Below are 13078 nucleotides of genomic sequence, written 5' to 3'. Positions count from 1 at the left end.
GCCATGCGTCGCACCCCGCACTACCTGCTCGATGACCGCGATGAGGTGCGGCGGCTGATTCGCGAGAACCCGTGGGCAACGATCGTGTCGCACGTCGAGGGTGCGGGCATCGTGGCCTCGCACTACCCGGTGCTGCTCGATGAGCAGGCATCGGTGGGCGACGAGATCGTGCTCGTCAGCCACGTGGGCCGGCCCGACGAAGAGTTGCACCGGCTGGGTACGACCGAGGTGCTCGTCATTATTCAGGGCCCCCACGGCTACATCTCGCCCAGTTGGTATGACGACGATGCGGTCATCCCCACCTGGAACCACGTCACCGCCCACCTCTATGGCGTGCCCGAGATTCTTGACGACGCCGAGAACTTCCGCATCCTCGCCGAGCTCACCGATCACTTCGAGCAGCACGTCGCCGACCCGCGAAGCCTGGCGCTCGACGAGGAGTATTCTCGAAGGGTCGCCCGCGGAACGGTCGGGCTGCGACTTCGGGTCACTCGCATCGACGCGCGTCTGAAGCTCAGCCAGAACAAGCCGGCCGAGGTCGTCGCCCGCATCGTCAACCAGCTCGACGGCGACGGGCCGTATGCCCACGATGGGCTCGCCCGCGAAATGAGGAGGGTGCATGATCCGCGCCATTCGTAACGCCCGTCCGCTCGGCGGCCACGACCCCGTCGACCTGGTGCTGCGCGACGGCATCATCGCCGCCATTGCCCCCGCCGGCGCCCTCGACATCGTCGACGGGCCCGACGTCATCGACGCCGACGGTCGCTTCGTACTGCCGGGCCTGTGGGACGAGCACGTGCACATGACCCAGTGGGCGCAGGCCCGCCGCCGCATCGACGTCGGTGCGGCCGAGTCGGCTGCAGAGGCCGCCGCCATCGTGCGCAGCGCGCTGTCGGCCCGCGACACCCTCGACGAGGTCGTCGTCGGCACCGGGTTCCGCGACGGACTGTGGCCCGATGTGCCGACCGCCGCCGTGCTCGATGGCGTGCTCGCCGACCGCCCGCTCGTGCTGATCAGCGCCGACGTGCACGCGGCGTGGCTGAACTCGGCCGCGATGGTGCGCTTCGGTATCGACACCGGCGACGGTCTGCTGCGCGAGGAGGCGGCCTTTGCCGTCACGCGCCAGCTCGACAGCGCGCCCGATACGACGATCGACGAGTGGGTGCGCGAGGCCGCCGCCGATGCTGCCGCCCGTGGCGTGGTCGGCATCGTCGACCTCGAGATGCGCTGGAACCTCGACGACTGGATGCGCCGCGTCGGCGGCGGCTTCGACGCGCTGCGCGTCGAGTTCGGCGTCTACCCGCAGCACCTCGACCGCGCGATCGCCCAGCGCCTGCGCAGCGGTTTGCCGGTTGCGGGCGAGGTGTCGGTCGGTCCGCTCAAGGTCATCACCGACGGCTCGCTCAACACGCGCACCGCCTACTGCTGCGACCCCTACCCCGACGCGCACGAGCACGCGTACGGCCTGCTGACGGTGCCGCCGTGCGACCTGCAGCCGCTCATGGCGAAGGGGCACGCCGCGGGCTTTGGCCTTGCCATTCACGCGATTGGCGACGCGGCGAACCGCCTGGCGCTCGACGCCTTTGCCCGTCTCGGCCACGGTGGCCGCATCGAGCACGCCCAGCTGGTGCGCCACGGCGACCTGCCCCGCTTCGCCGCCCTCGGGGTGACCGCGAGCGTGCAGCCCGAGCACGCGATGGACGACCGCGACGTCGCCGACCGCTTCTGGGCCGGCCGCACCGACCGCGCCTTCCCGCTGCGCGACCTCATCGACTCGGGCGCGCACGTCGTGCTCGGCTCTGACGCGCCTGTTGCACCGCTCGACCCGTGGATCGCGATGTCGGCGGCGACCGCCCGCACCCGCGACGAGCGCGAGCCGTGGCACGGCGAGCAGGCGATCACGGTCGCCGAGGCGCTGGCCGCCTCCGCGCGCACGCGCGTCGCGGCGGGTGAACACGCCGACCTGGTGCTCGTCGAGGAGGACCCGCTGACGATGGATGCGCGTGCTCTGCGGACGATGCCCGTCGCGCACACGCTGATGGCCGGTCGCGCCACCTTCGGCCCGGCTGTCGCCGCACAGCGCGACGCCGCCACGGCCTAGGGCCGCAGCGGCGTCGTTACTGCCGTCGCCTCGTGGGGCGACGCGCGGTGCTTACTCGGCGATGTGCGAGAACAGGAACCAGCGGTCCTGCTCGAGCCCGTCGGTGATTTCGATGGCGATGTCCTGGCTGACCTCATCGAGCTCTTCGAGGCCCTTGATCGCGGCGCGCAGCGTCACGAGGGTCGCGTCGATGCCGGCGATGATGTCGGCGATTAAGAGGTCGGTCTTCTGGAACCCGGCGCGCACGGCCGGAACCGTCGTTTGCTCGGCCACGGTCGCGGCGCGCGCGTCGAGGGGCAAGCCCAGGGCGGCGATGCGCTCCGCGGCCTGGTCGCTCCAGCCTCGGGCGTGGTCGACGAGGGTGTCGAGCAGTTCGTGCACGGGGAGGAAGTTGCTGCCGCGCACGTGCCAGTGCGCCTGCTTGCCCTCAAGCGCGAGAGCGGTCAAGTTGATGACGACGGGGGCGAGGTACTGAGCGACGCCCGAGATCATGTCGGGGTCGGTGGTCTTCTCTGGTGCTGCGGCGACGTCGGTCATGGCGTCCTCCCTTTCTGTTGCGCCCCGCGGATAGCGGGGCGTTTCCACCGTAGAACGCGTGAGGCCACTACGCACATTCCTTCCAGCGCGCTCCCAGGCACCTTCGGGCGGCCATCAGCGCAGGTCGCGGATGCGGCCGACGGTCGTACGAAGGTCGCGGAGGCGTTGCTCGTAGCGCGCCGCAACGGCGACGACGGCCACCCCGGCGATGCCCAGCCACAGCCACCATTCGACTGCTCGCCCGATTTCGGCGAGCAGGGGCCAGCTCTGAATGACGAGGTGGGTGATCAGCACGATCCCGCCGACGAGGAACGGCGCTTGCAGTCGGCGCACAACACCGCCGATCAGCACGATGGTCGCCACGAGGCCGACGGAGACGATGCGCACAACATCTCCGTCGTCGCCGATGGCGATCAGGCTCGGCACCAGGAGGGCGACGAGGCCCGGGGTGAGCCAGGGGCCGCTGCGCGCTGAGGCGCGCTGGTCCAGCTCCAGGGTTCCGATCATGATGAGTCCGAGCGCGAGCGGCACGGTGACGAGTTCGATCGGCCGCACCGCGTCGAGCAGGCCGATGACCGCGGCGGCGAGCGCGGCCCCGCCGGCGGTGGCGGCCGTCGTGGCGGTGACGTGCGGGGCACGGACCCGATCGTTGTCACCGCGTGACGCAGTGGCCCACGCCGCCGTAGCGGTGCCCGTCAGCATCACGACGACCAGAATCCCCGCCACCTGCACGGCCGGCAGCGCGGCCCCAGTGCCGTCGACAAACAGTTGAGCGACGACACTCGTGGTCAGCGTGAGCTGCGCGACGACTGCTGCGGTAAGGACGACGGTGTGCAGTCCACGCCAGCGAGCCTGTCCGCGGATTCGCCCCATCAGCGCCGCGAGGGCGATCAGTGTCGCACCCAGGCCGACCGCAACACCCCGAGCGGCCGGGCCCTCACCGGACGCGGCTGCCAGCGGCACACCGGCCACAATGATCGCCGCCCCCACGAGGAGCGCGGGCACCCCGATCGCGCGGCGCGACGCAGCGTCGGGGGTGCGCCCGATGAGGATCGCAATCACGATGAGCGCGGCGGCGAGCGGCAGAACGTAGGGTTCCGGATCGGCCGTGCCACGATCGACGAGCATCGTCCAGAGCGCGATCGTCGCAAGTGCCAGCGCGAGCCACCCTACGAATCGGCGAGGGCTCGATGACAGGAAGAGGCCCTCGCGGGTTATGGCAATGGCGAGTGTGATGACCGCACACACCAGTACCGCAAGCGCTGTCGGCATGAGCGTCCCGCGCGTTCCGTCTTCGGCGACCGTGACGAGAGCGACGAGTGCGGCCACGGTCACCCCCGCGTCGAGACCGATGCGAATGCTGCCGGCGGTGCGCAGCGCGGCGATAACCGCAACAGTCGCGAGAGCGATGAGAGCCACGAGGCCCTGTTCGATGGGGGTGATGGCGAGCGCTCGCGTGTCACCCGCGAGCGCGAGGCCGAGGACCAGTGCGCGGCCGGCAGCGAGGGCCACGGCTGGACCGATGAGCGCGGACGCAATCGCGCGCTCGATCGTGCCGCGGCTCCCCACGGCGACGACCACGAACGCTCCGACGAGTGCGGCCAGCGCAACCGTGTCGACGGCCGCATTGACGGGGCTCGTGTCGATGGCGTCGAGCGCGAGGGTAACGACGATGGGCAGTGGCGTGATGAGACCCGTGAGGCGTTCCGCACCGGACAGCCCGGGCAGCCCCGAGAGCGCGATCAGAGCTGCAGCAACAACGAGCACAAACGACGGGGCGTCGACCTCAATGGGGTCGGCGAGGGCGGCCGCCGCGACGAGGATGAGCAGGCTGCTCACCCCGACGGCGATCGACCGTGCGGCCCGGTCGACGGTGGCGGCGCGCCCGAGGGCGATCGCGGCAAGCGCGGTGACCGTGCCGAGCCACCAGCCGTCGGTAACGGCCCACGCCATGCTGACGGCGAGCACGGCGGCGAGCGGCGAGCCGATGGCGAGGGCGACACGGGCGGCAACGATCTCGGCAGTGCGGTCGTCTCGGCGCGACAGGGGCAGGAGTGCGGCGGCGCTGGCGATTGCCACCGCACCGCTCGCGAGCATCGCCGCCAGCCACGTGGGGCTCAGGCTGACGGCGGAGACAACCACCACCGCGGCGAGCGCGGCCAGCGGAACGAGGCGGCTGCGGGAGCGCAGCAGGCCAGCAAGCGCCCACCCTCCCGCCAAAACTCCGGCGCCTGCGGCAAGTGACGCGACGGCGACGCTCACGAGAGCATCCGCGCCCATGACATCGATGGTCGGGCGTGCAACGGGACCGCCGAGGCCGGCGAGTGCCGCGCGCACGAGCGGCTCGGCCACGACGCCGAAAGCTCCGAGCGCGGCAAGGGCGCCGATCGCCCCTGCGGATGCCGCCGTGGCAATCAGAGGGATGCGCGCCAGCGCGTGACGGCGTGCAGCGGCATCTGCGGTGACCGCCACCACCACCGGGGCTAGAACGCTCACCGCGAGGAGCGCTCCGTCGACCCGCGTCTCGTCGGCCGCGATCGTCAGGGTGGCCAGGAGTGCGAGGGTTCCGCTGACGGCCAGTGCCGCACTCGTCACCGCGGCGGCGACCCCAGACAGCGCACGAAGTGCCAGCAGCGTCGCACCGATAACGAGGGATGCGAAGATCACGCCGGAGACCGACGGCCACACCCAGCCACGCTCGGCGAGAAGTTCGGCGGAGACCACGATCGCTGAGGCCGCAATCGGTACCGAGAGGAGGGTCGACGCGACGGAGGCGGCGCGCACCGGACCGGTGATGCGGTCGGCCATGATCCGGTGCAAAGCAGCGGCGACCAGGGCAGCGGTGGCGGCCGCGGTGAGTGCGCCAACGGTGACATCGGCGCCGCGCGCGAGTCCTGTCGTTGCGTGGGCGCCCAGCAATCCTGCTCCGATCGGGAGCATCACTGCTGCCGCGAGTACGGGAGACCGGTGGCCGCCCGCCCGCGCCCAGGTCAGCGCAATCACCGAGATGGCGACCAGCGCGACGCCCCAGTAGGCGAGCTCGGGAGTCGACGACAGCCCGGCGACGTCGGTACGTCTCACTGCCCACGCATCGAGGACGAGAACGACGGTGCCGAGCGCCGCCAACCCCTCCGCAGTGACGGCAAGGCCGCGCCGCGACAGCACCGTCGCCGTGACGATGGTTGCGATGGTTGCCGCGCCAATGACGAGGGATCGCACCACCACGCCGTAGGCGATGAAGGCGTAGATCACAGCGAACAGGGCGAACACGCTGAGAAGTGCGATGCCGACCACGATGAGCGCGACCTGCACGCCCGAGCGTCGCGGCGTGACCGCGGGGGCTGTGGCCGGCTCTCGGGCCGCAGCCGGCGCCGGTGACGGCGCGGGCGACTGCGCAACGATCGGTGGGATGGGCGCGACGGTTGTCTCGTCGAGAGCGCGCTGCGCAGCGGGAGCAGCGGCCGTGGCGACGGGGGTGACCGGCTCGCGACGCATGCGATCAATCAGGGCGAGTCGGGCATCCAGTTCGTCGGCGATTGACGCCGACAGGGCGGCCAGCTCGCCCGCCAGGGGGTGCATGAGATCGAGTCGGCAGACGCGGCAACTCGTCGACTGCAGTGGCGTGAAGCAGGCCGGGCACTGCTGAGTCGAGCGCAGATCGTGCGGGCCGCGGGGGAAGCTCGCGATGCCGATTGCCGAAGAGTTCCTCATGCCGCCACACGGTAGTGCTGCGGGGGCCTCCCGAGCGGCAGGCTGCGCGCCGTGGGGAGGAAACAGGGCGGTGGACAACCGCCCTGAGTGTCGCGCCCCGCGCGCAGCGGGGCTCGGCCCAGAATGAGCCCGTGCGAGAAGAGCTCGACCCATTCGTCGCGGTGTACACGCAGCACCTGCGCGCCGTCAGCGCGTATCTCGCGCGCCGTGTCGATCACAGCGCCGTCGATGACCTCGCCGCCGACGTGTTCGCGATCGCGTGGAAGAAGCGCGACAGGGTGACTCCCGGCGAAGAGTTGCCGTGGCTGTACCGCATCGCGTCGTTCGTCGTCGCGAACCACCGCCGTCAGCTTGCGTCGCGCACGAGCATCCTCGCCCGCATTACGGTGCAGGATTCGGCGCCGTCGGCCGAAGACATCGTGATCGCCGACCGGGCGCTCGCCGAGGCGTGGCGCGCGCTGTCGGCGCGCGATCGCGAGGTGCTCGCCCTCGGCGTCGTGGAAGGCCTGGGGGCCGGCGAGATCGCGACCGCGCTGGGCATCAGCGCCAACGCGGCGAGTATCCGCCTGCACCGCGCCCGAGCACGCCTCGCGGAGCTGCTGCAGAAGAATTCTGACGACGCCTGAAAGATTCGGATGCCCCGCGACGTAATCAGGGCATGAACACGACACCTGACGACCTGGAGGGTCGCCTGCAGCGCTCGCTCGACGTCGGAGCCCCCGACCTCGATCGCGACATCGTCACCGGTGCGCCCGGCCGCAAGGCCCCGCGCATGGTCAACCGCGGACGGGTGGCGCAGATCGCCGCCGGCTCGGTCACCGCGGTCGCCGCCGCTAGCGTCGGCGCCCTCGTCATCAGCGGAACATTCATGCCGAGCCAGCCGCCGCTGTTCACCGCGGCAGCGGGCGGGGCCGACTCCGGTCGCATTGCGGGCGCTGAATCGGCCATGAGTGACGACGCCATGATCATGCCGTGGGTGCAGTACGAGTACCTGGCGGGCCCGGGCCTCAGCGACGAGCTCGCGAGTGGCCGCGTGTACGAACTGCGCCGGGCCGGAAGCCCCGACGACGTGCTCGCTCGCGTGGCGGCCCTGTTCGGCGTCACCGGCGAGGTGGAGAGCTCGGAGTGGTCGAGTGACGACTTCCCGAGCTATGTGGTCGGCCCCGAAGACGGCAGCGCTCCGGCGATCACCACCACGTGGGTCGGCACGGGCAACTGGTGGTACTCGAACCCGTTGCCATACACCGAGAACCCTCCCTCGCCGAGCCAGGCGCCCGACGAGGGCGCAGCGCGCTCACTCGCTGCTGACCTCTTCGCCGACGTGGGCCTCGACATCGACGCCGCCGACATCGAGGTCTACGCCGACGAGTGGCAGACGACCGCGAGTGGCTACCTCACGGTTGACGGGCAGCGCACCGCGCTCGACTGGGGCGTCTCGTGGGCGGCCACCGGCGAGATTCAGTGGGCGAGCGGGCACTCGATTGAGGTCGTCGACCGCGGCGAGTTCGACACGGTGTCGGCTCGCGCGAGCGTCGAGCGCCTCGCCGACTGGCGCTGGAGCGCCGCGGCAGGCCCCGACTACTGGGGCGACACGGGCTTTATGGCCGCTGACAGCGCAAGCTCGAGTGGCGTCGCGCGGAGCGACGAGAGCGTCGTTGAGCCGATGCCCGGCATGGAGCCGGCGCCCGAGCCCGGCGCCCCGGGCGACCCCGGTGCGGCGCCGGGTGATCCCGGAACAGGCGAGCCCGCGCCGATCGAACCGGTCGAGCCGACGAAGCCGGCCGAGCCGAGCGACCCCGCCGAACCCACGGAGCCGACAGAGCCGAGCGAGCCTGTCGAGCCGAGTGAACCGACCGAGCCGCAGCCGTTGCCCGAGCCCGCCCCCGAGCCGCTGCCTGAGCCCGAGCTCGTGACGGTCACGCTCGACAGTGCAGACCGCACGCTGCTGACCATGTGGGACGCGAACGGCAACGCCTGGCTCGTTCCCGGGTTCGTCTACGAGATGCCCGACGGCTGGTACTCCGGTGTCGTCTCCCTCATCGAGGGTGTCATCGAACTGCCCGAACCGATCGACTACGAGATCATGCCGATGGATGACGGCGTCGGCGTCATCGAGCCGGGCGTCGTCGACGAGGGCCGCGTCGAGAACCGGTAGCGCGCATCCGTGACGCGCCGGGGCCGAAATGGAGTTCTCGGCCCCGGCGCGCCACAGTGAGAGCGAGCGTCGCGACAGTCCGTCGCGTCGCCGCCGGGGGAGGCGCCGTGAGCATAATGGGGCGGATGCTCGCGGAGCGCCCGCGCATCGGCTGGCTGCTGATCGCGGTGGGCGCCCTCGCCGTATTTCTCGCCAGCGTTCCTGCGATCATCTTCCGGCCGGCGGGAATCGAGTGGGCCATCTGGTGGCCCGCGGCCGGAATCGCGGTCGGCATCGCCCTCCGCGCACCCCGCCGCGTCGCCCCGTGGCTGATCGTCGTGCTCACGGCTGTGTTCGTGCTCTCGCAGCTCGTCGCAGGCCGACCAGCCGCTTTGGGCGTGGCCCTGGGATTCGCCGCGGGCCTCGAGGTCGCGGTGGTCTACGCGATCCTGCGTGGCACGCGGGATCGGCCGCGACGGCTCGTCCGCGTGGGAGACCTACTCAGTCTTCTCATTGCCACGATGGTCGGAGCTGCCGTCTTCGCGCTGATCGCCGCGACCGCCGTTGCGACCCTTGTCGCCCCCGACGCGGTTCTCGACTATCTCCAGTCGAGCGTGGTGGCGCACGTGGTCGGCCTCATTATCGTGACGCCGCTGTTCTTCGATCTCGGGCGAGCGGGTGTCCACGGGCGGTGGGGTGAGCTGGTCGCACAGTCGCTCAGTTTGCTCGGAACGCTGGAACTCATCGCGTGGGCGGGCGACAACGGTGTTCCGCTGGCGTTCCTTTTGCTCGGCCCGCTCGTGTGGGGTGCCGCAAGATTCGGCGGGCGACTCGTGATCCTGCAGTTCTTGATCGTGATGGTCATCGCCTCAGAACTCGGCGGGGGCGGAGTCGTCGCGGTCGATGGCCTCACACCCGAAACGAATGCGCTGATCGTTCAGTTGTTCGTCTTGTCGTCGGGCATCGTGCTGCTCGCCGTCCTCGCCGTGTCGGGGGCCCAACAGCGACTGCTTCGCCTGTCGACCTCGGCGATTGACGCATCGCTGACGGGGTTCGCCGAACTGCGTGATCGCGACGGTCACTGGAGTCTCGAGGCACAAAACGACGCGGCCCGCATCGCGCTCGGCGAGGGGGAGCGCGGCCTCACCGACGCCTTCGACGCGCCGAGCGCGCTCGTGATTGAGGCGCTCGCCGCCCGAACCCCCGAAGAGGCCGAGTCGCTCGGCGGCTCAGAACGGGTCGCGACGGCATCGGGTCGCATTCTGCAGGCCACGATCGCACCCCTGCTCGACCCCGACCGCGGGGCCCGCGATGACATCCACCGGCGCTTCTCGCTGCAGTTCATCGACGTCACCGACTCGATCGCGCTGGCCCAGGCTGAAGAGGCCGACCGCCGGCGCGCGGCCGACATGCAACGGGCTCTGCTGCCCGACCGCGTACCGGCAGGCCTCACGGGCTGGCAACTGGCAGGAGCTTGTCGCCCCAGCCGCGAGGTGGGCGGCGACTTCTACTCGTGGTCCCTCGATGGCGCGACGCTCGCGATCACGCTCGGCGACGTCATGGGCAAGGGGCTGGGCGCGGGCGTCATGGCGGCGTCGCTGCAGACGGCCGCCCGCTTAACGAACACCGGATGCGCGCCCTCGGTCGTGCTCGCGCGCTCGGCCGCCGCCGTCCGCGATCAATTGGAGCGCGCATCCACCTTCGCGACGATCGTGCAGGTGCACGTCGACATCGAGACGGGGCGCGTGCAGTACGCGGATGCGGGACACGGTCTCACGATCATCGTGCGTCCCGACGGCTCGTTCACCCGGCTGGCGAGCGTCAACCTGCCGCTCGGAGTCGACGACGATGAGGCGCTGGTCGACGCGGAGTCCACGATCGCCGCCGGCGACGTTCTGCTGAGCCTCAGCGACGGCGCACTCGACGCGTTTCCCGAATCGGCCGACCCGCTCGCCGACGTTGCTGCCCTGGTGGCGGGAGTGGCCAGCGCTGATGCGGCCGTCGAGGCCACGATCAACCTCTCGACGCTGCCCGGCATCGCCGACGACATCACGGTCGTCGCCCTGCTTCGGGGCTAGGCGATGCGCCGCAGCAGCGGCGGCGCGTCAATCAATTCGGAGGGGATGACGGGAATCGAACCCGCACCATCAGTTTGGAAGACTGAGGCTCTACCATTGAGCTACATCCCCGCGTCGGGGGTGACCCCGCGCGAGTGTTCAGCGTAGCGCACCGAATGCGGCTCCCGGCGGGCGGGCACGGTTACTCGGCTAGACTCGCCACGGCCATTTTTCGTCCGCGACCGTTCGTCGTGACGCGCGCATGGTCACGGCTCGGTCGCGGGGCGTAGCTCAGCTTGGTAGAGCGCCCGCTTTGGGAGCGGGAGGCCGCAGGTTCAAATCCTGTCGCCCCGACCAGGCCCTTACACGTCCACACACCCAGGAGATCCCCTTTGGTCCAGTCCACGGTCGAGAAGCTCAGCCCGACGCGCGCAAAGCTCGTCATCACGGTCACACCCGATGAGCTGAAGCCCAGCATCGAGCACGCCTACAAGCACATCGCCGAGTCGGTCACGATTCCCGGCTTCCGCAAGGGCAAGGTTCCGCCGCCCATCATCGACCAGCGCGTCGGTCGCGCTGAGGTGCTGAACCACGCTGTCAGCGAGGGGCTCGACACGTTCTACCGCGCCGCCGTCGCCGAGCAGGGCATCCGTGCCCTCGGCCGTCCCGCCGCCGACGTCAGCGCCTGGCCGAACGAGAAAGACTTCTCGGGCGACCTCGAGATCACCGTCGAGGTGGATGTTCGCCCCGAGTTCGAACTGCCGGCGTACGAAAACGAGACGGTCACCGTCGAGGCGGCTGAGGTCACCGACGACGAGATCGACGCCGAGCTCGAGAACCTCCGCACCCGTTTCGGCACGCTCGTCACGGTGGACCGCCCGGCGAAGACCGGCGACTTCGTGCAGCTCGACCTGGTCGCCACGGTCGGCGGCAACACGGTCGACAGCGCCAACTCGATCTCGTACGAGCTGGGCTCGGGCGAGCTGATCGACGGCATCGACGAGGCCGTTGACACGCTCACCGCCGGTGAGACCACCACCTTCGAGTCGAAGCTGCTCGGCGGTGACCACGAGGGCGAGACCGCCCAGATCGAGGTCACCGTGCAGTCGGTGAAGGAGCGCGAGCTGCCCGAGGCCGACGACGACTTCGCTCAGATCGCCAGCCAGTTCGACACGATCGGCGAGCTAAAGGACGACATTCGCGAGCAGCTCGCTCAGCGCAAGTCGTTCGGTCAGGGCGCCGAGGCGCGCGAGAAGCTGCTCGAGTGGATGCTCGAGCAGGTCGAGATTCCCGTGCCCGAGCAGCTCGTCGAGGACGAGGTGCACCGTCACCTCGAGAACGAGAACCGCCTCGAAGACGATGTGCACCGCGCCGAGGTGCAGGAGTCGACGAAGAAGACCTTCACGACCCAGATCCTGCTCGACTCGCTCGCCGAGAAGGAGGAGGTGAAGGTCAGCCAGGACGAGCTGACCCAGTTCCTCATCCAGGGCGCGCAGCAGTACAACATGGAGCCGGGCGAGTTCATCAAGATCCTCGACCAGAACGGCCAGATCCCCGGCATGGTCGGCGAGGTGGCGCGCTCGAAGGCCCTCTCGGTCGCCCTCAGCAAGATCACCGTCGTCGACACCGCCGGCAACGCGGTCGACCTGTCGCGCTTCACCGCCGCGGCGACCGCCCCCGTGGGCGACGCCGTCATCGAGGAGGAGCACGACCACGATGACCACGAGGGTCACAACCACTAAGCGATTCGCGATCGGGGCGCTCCGCGCATCCTGATTCGACCGGGCCCGCAGCCATCAGGCTGTGGGCCCGGTGTCGTTTCCTGAAGACCAGCCGACACCCGCTCTGCCCACGGCGAACACGCCCCGGTCGGCGCATCCCGGTCGCGTAGATTCGTGAGCACAGAGACGAAACCAAGGAGCTTTCTCAATGGCCGAACCGGCAATGCCCAACAACGTCTTCGACAAGCTGCTCAAAGACCGCATCATCTGGCTGGGGTCGGAGGTGCGCGACGAGAACGCGAACGAGATCGCGGCCAAGCTGCTGCTGCTCGCGGCCGAAGACCCTGAGAAGGACATCTACCTCTACATCAACTCGCCCGGCGGCTCGATCACCGCGGGTATGGCGATCTACGACACCATGCAGTTCGTGCCGAACGACATCGTCACCGTCGGCATCGGTATGGCCGCCTCGATGGGGCAGCTGCTGCTGACCGCCGGTACGAAGGGCAAGCGGTACATCACGCCGAACGCCCGCGTGCTGCTGCACCAGCCGCACGGCGGCTTCGGTGGCACGTCGAGCGACATCCAGACGCAGGCCGCGCTCATCAACGACATGAAGCGCCGCCTGGCCGCCATCACGGCCGACGCGACGGGCAAGACGCTCGAGCAGGTCATGGAAGACGGCGACCGCGACCGCTGGTTCACCGCCGACGAGGCGCTCGAGTACGGCTTCGTCGACCACATCCGCTCGTCCGCGAGCGATGTTGTCGGCGGCGGCGGCACCGAGCACGCGAAGTAACCCGGCCGGTAGACGAGA

Annotated in this window: 9 protein-coding genes and 2 tRNA genes; 8 read left to right on the top strand and 3 right to left on the bottom strand. The window is 70.0% G+C overall.

Going from position 1 to position 13078, the window contains the following annotated elements; all coding sequences use genetic code 11:
- The first annotated feature begins 3 nt into the window (after nt 1-3).
- Nucleotides 4-639 (top strand): FMN-binding negative transcriptional regulator, encoded by a 636-nt coding sequence (locus tag EV141_RS02920; RefSeq protein ID WP_130484458.1) that lies wholly within the window; start codon nt 4-6, stop codon nt 637-639.
- Entirely contained in the window at nt 620-2101 is a 1482-nt protein-coding gene (locus tag EV141_RS02915) for an amidohydrolase (protein ID WP_130484457.1), read from the top strand. The genes EV141_RS02920 and EV141_RS02915 overlap by 20 nt, the downstream gene beginning before the upstream one ends.
- Before the next feature lie 51 nt (nt 2102-2152).
- Here EV141_RS02915 and EV141_RS02910 read toward each other — a convergent pair whose 3' ends face one another.
- Together EV141_RS02910 and EV141_RS02905 are read right to left on the bottom strand one after the other, a co-directional pair.
- Nucleotides 2153-2638 carry a Dps family protein gene (locus EV141_RS02910; protein WP_130484456.1) on the bottom strand — a complete coding sequence of 162 codons (486 nt, stop codon included), beginning with the start codon at nt 2636-2638 and terminating at the stop codon, nt 2153-2155.
- A gap of 114 nt (nt 2639-2752) precedes the next feature.
- A complete protein-coding gene (locus tag EV141_RS02905) occupies nt 2753-6349 on the bottom strand; it encodes an SCO7613 C-terminal domain-containing membrane protein (protein WP_130484455.1) in 3597 nt (1198 codons plus the stop codon).
- A gap of 131 nt (nt 6350-6480) precedes the next feature.
- Here EV141_RS02905 and EV141_RS02900 point away from each other — a divergent pair, with 131 nt between their 5' ends.
- The 3 genes from EV141_RS02900 to EV141_RS02890 all read left to right on the top strand — a co-directional run bounded on the left by EV141_RS02900 (nt 6481) and on the right by EV141_RS02890 (nt 10561).
- Nucleotides 6481-6975, top strand: a complete 495-nt coding sequence (locus EV141_RS02900) for an RNA polymerase sigma factor (RefSeq protein ID WP_157985490.1) — start codon at nt 6481-6483, stop codon at nt 6973-6975.
- A 32-nt stretch (nt 6976-7007) separates the two neighbouring features.
- Nucleotides 7008-8504: a hypothetical protein gene (locus EV141_RS12485; RefSeq protein WP_185740162.1), complete on the top strand. Its 1497-nt coding sequence runs from the start codon at nt 7008-7010 to the stop codon at nt 8502-8504.
- Between the two features lie 125 nt (nt 8505-8629).
- The gene (locus EV141_RS02890; RefSeq protein ID WP_185740161.1) at nt 8630-10561 is read left to right on the top strand and encodes a SpoIIE family protein phosphatase; all 1932 of its coding nucleotides are present in this window, start codon (nt 8630-8632) and stop codon (nt 10559-10561) included.
- 40 nt (nt 10562-10601) lie between these two features.
- Here the strand turns inward: EV141_RS02890 and EV141_RS02885 are convergent.
- A tRNA-Gly gene (locus EV141_RS02885) sits at nt 10602-10672 on the bottom strand.
- A gap of 148 nt (nt 10673-10820) precedes the next feature.
- Here EV141_RS02885 and EV141_RS02880 point away from each other — a divergent pair.
- The 3 genes from EV141_RS02880 (at nt 10821) to EV141_RS02870 (ending at nt 13060) form a co-directional block, all read left to right on the top strand.
- A tRNA-Pro gene (locus EV141_RS02880) sits at nt 10821-10897 on the top strand.
- A 35-nt stretch (nt 10898-10932) separates the two neighbouring features.
- Complete coding sequence (gene tig, locus EV141_RS02875) at nt 10933-12282, top strand: trigger factor (RefSeq protein ID WP_130484452.1); 1350 nt, start codon at nt 10933-10935, stop codon at nt 12280-12282.
- 187 nt (nt 12283-12469) lie between these two features.
- On the top strand, nt 12470-13060 hold the full coding sequence (locus tag EV141_RS02870; RefSeq protein ID WP_130484451.1) for an ATP-dependent Clp protease proteolytic subunit: 591 nt from the start codon (nt 12470-12472) through the stop codon (nt 13058-13060).
- Nucleotides 13061-13078 lie beyond the last annotated feature (18 nt).

Source organism: Microcella putealis, assembly GCF_004216575.1.
Classification (GTDB): Bacteria; Actinomycetota; Actinomycetes; order Actinomycetales; family Microbacteriaceae; genus Microcella; species Microcella putealis.
This window is presented reverse-complemented; position numbering and strand designations above follow the sequence as displayed.

Coding starts and splice junctions, on each gene's coding strand:
- EV141_RS02905 (WP_130484455.1), bottom strand. CDS start 6,349: ATGAGGAACTCTTCGGCAATCGGCATCGCGAGCTTCCCCCGCGGCCCG.
- EV141_RS12485 (WP_185740162.1), top strand. CDS start 7,008: ATGAACACGACACCTGACGACCTGGAGGGTCGCCTGCAGCGCTCGCTC.
- EV141_RS02915 (WP_130484457.1), top strand. CDS start 620: ATGATCCGCGCCATTCGTAACGCCCGTCCGCTCGGCGGCCACGACCCC.
- EV141_RS02910 (WP_130484456.1), bottom strand. CDS start 2,638: ATGACCGACGTCGCCGCAGCACCAGAGAAGACCACCGACCCCGACATG.
- EV141_RS02890 (WP_185740161.1), top strand. CDS start 8,630: ATGCTCGCGGAGCGCCCGCGCATCGGCTGGCTGCTGATCGCGGTGGGC.
- EV141_RS02920 (WP_130484458.1), top strand. CDS start 4: ATGCGTCGCACCCCGCACTACCTGCTCGATGACCGCGATGAGGTGCGG.
- EV141_RS02870 (WP_130484451.1), top strand. CDS start 12,470: ATGGCCGAACCGGCAATGCCCAACAACGTCTTCGACAAGCTGCTCAAA.